Origin of the sequence: Salinivibrio sp. KP-1 (assembly GCF_000968645.1) — a bacterium.
In the GTDB taxonomy this organism is placed as follows: Bacteria; Pseudomonadota; Gammaproteobacteria; order Enterobacterales; family Vibrionaceae; genus Salinivibrio; species Salinivibrio siamensis.
The window spans coordinates 1-1,686 of the sequence record NZ_LAQR01000039.1; the positions used below are offsets into that span (position 1 = coordinate 1).

Consider the following 1,686-nt stretch of genomic DNA (forward strand, 5'->3'; position numbering starts at 1 on the left):
CTTACGAGTAGGGCTACACACGTGCTACAATGGCAGATACAGAGGGCAGCGAAGCTGCGAAGTGGAGCGAATCCCTTAAAGTTTGTCGTAGTCCGGATTGGAGTCTGCAACTCGACTCCATGAAGTCGGAATCGCTAGTAATCGTGGATCAGAATGCCACGGTGAATACGTTCCCGGGCCTTGTACACACCGCCCGTCACACCATGGGAGTGGGCTGCACCAGAAGTAGATAGCTTAACCTTCGGGAGGGCGTTTACCACGGTGTGGTTCATGACTGGGGTGAAGTCGTAACAAGGTAGCCCTAGGGGAACCTGGGGCTGGATCACCTCCTTACTGACGCTATTGTTGCGAGTGTTCACACAGATTGTATAGGTTGAAGTATTAAAGAGGATATGTTCCCAAACATATCAGCGTGTCCCATTCGTCTAGAGGCCTAGGACACCGCCCTTTCACGGCGGTAACAGGGGTTCGACTCCCCTATGGGACGCCATTGGGTTGTTAGCTCAGTTGGTAGAGCAGTTGACTTTTAATCAATTGGTCACAGGTTCGAATCCTGTACAACCCACCATTTCTCAGACGCGGGGCTATAGCTCAGCTGGGAGAGCGCTTGCATGGCATGCAAGAGGTCGGCGGTTCGATCCCGCCTAGCTCCACCAAGTCTGGAAGATGGGCGATTAGCTCAGTTGGGAGAGCACCTCCCTTACAAGGAGGGGGTCACTGGTTCGAGCCCGGTATCGCCCACCATTTTCTCTGCAAGAGAAAAGCACTACAACAAAATGGGGCTATAGCTCAGCTGGGAGAGCGCCTGCCTTGCACGCAGGAGGTCAGCAGTTCGATCCTGCTTAGCTCCACCATTTTACTCTTTGTTTTTACAGCAGTTGACGCCTGTTGCGATGAGTGCTGTCTGAAAGCAAAAAATAAAGTGGTTTATCGTATTGATAAATACACATGCTCTTTAACAATCTGGAAAGCTGACAAGTCATTCTTAAAGAATGACAGTAAAGTTCTCAATCAGTGACATGTAATGTCACTCACACAATCAAGTGTGCTTGGGCTTTGTCTTAGTGATAAGCAAAGTCTCTATTTTGAGTCCGGCAAAAACAAAACCTTAATTAGTTGATGATTCAACACTGAGTGGTTTTGCGACGCAGATTTCTTTTTTAGACAATCTCGCCGTAAATAAAACCTCTTGGGGTTGTATGGTTAAGTGACTAAGCGTAGACGGTGGATGCCTTGGCAGTCAGAGGCGATGAAGGACGTACTAACCTGCGAAAAGCGATGGTGAGCTGGTAAGAGGCATTTGAGCCATCGATGTCCGAATGGGGAAACCCACCTGCATAAGCAGGTATCTTAGCGTGAATACATAGCGCTAAGAGGCGAACTCGGGGAACTGAAACATCTAAGTACCCGAAGGAAAAGAAATCAATTGAGATTCCGGCAGTAGCGGCGAGCGAACCCGGAGCAGCCCTTAAGCGGCTTAGGCGTTAGGTGAACAGGTTGGAAAACCTGGCAATAAAGGGTGATAGCCCCGTAACCGACGGCGCCTTAGCCGTGAAAACGAGTAGGACGGGACACGTGATATCTTGTCTGAACATGGGGGGACCATCCTCCAAGGCTAAATACTCCTGACTGACCGATAGTGAACCAGTACCGTGAGGGAAAGGCGAAAAGAACCCCTGTGAGGGG

The 1,686-nt window shown here is 49.8% G+C and carries 5 tRNA genes and 2 rRNA genes; all 7 read left to right on the top strand.

Annotation, left to right across the window (positions count from 1 at the left end):
* Positions 1-333: ribosomal RNA gene (locus tag WN56_RS10985) — 16S ribosomal RNA — on the top strand; the annotation flags it as partial.
* 81 nt (positions 334-414) lie between these two features.
* Positions 415-490 (top strand) — tRNA-Glu (locus tag WN56_RS10990).
* 2 nt (positions 491-492) lie between these two features.
* Positions 493-568: transfer RNA gene (locus WN56_RS10995), tRNA-Lys, on the top strand.
* 12 nt (positions 569-580) lie between these two features.
* Positions 581-656, top strand: a tRNA-Ala gene (locus WN56_RS11000).
* 12 nt (positions 657-668) lie between these two features.
* Positions 669-744 (top strand) — tRNA-Val (locus WN56_RS11005).
* A gap of 34 nt (positions 745-778) precedes the next feature.
* Positions 779-854 (top strand) — tRNA-Ala (locus WN56_RS11010).
* Positions 855-1,201: 347 nt separating this feature from the next.
* Positions 1,202-1,686: ribosomal RNA gene (locus tag WN56_RS11015) — 23S ribosomal RNA — on the top strand; the annotation flags it as partial.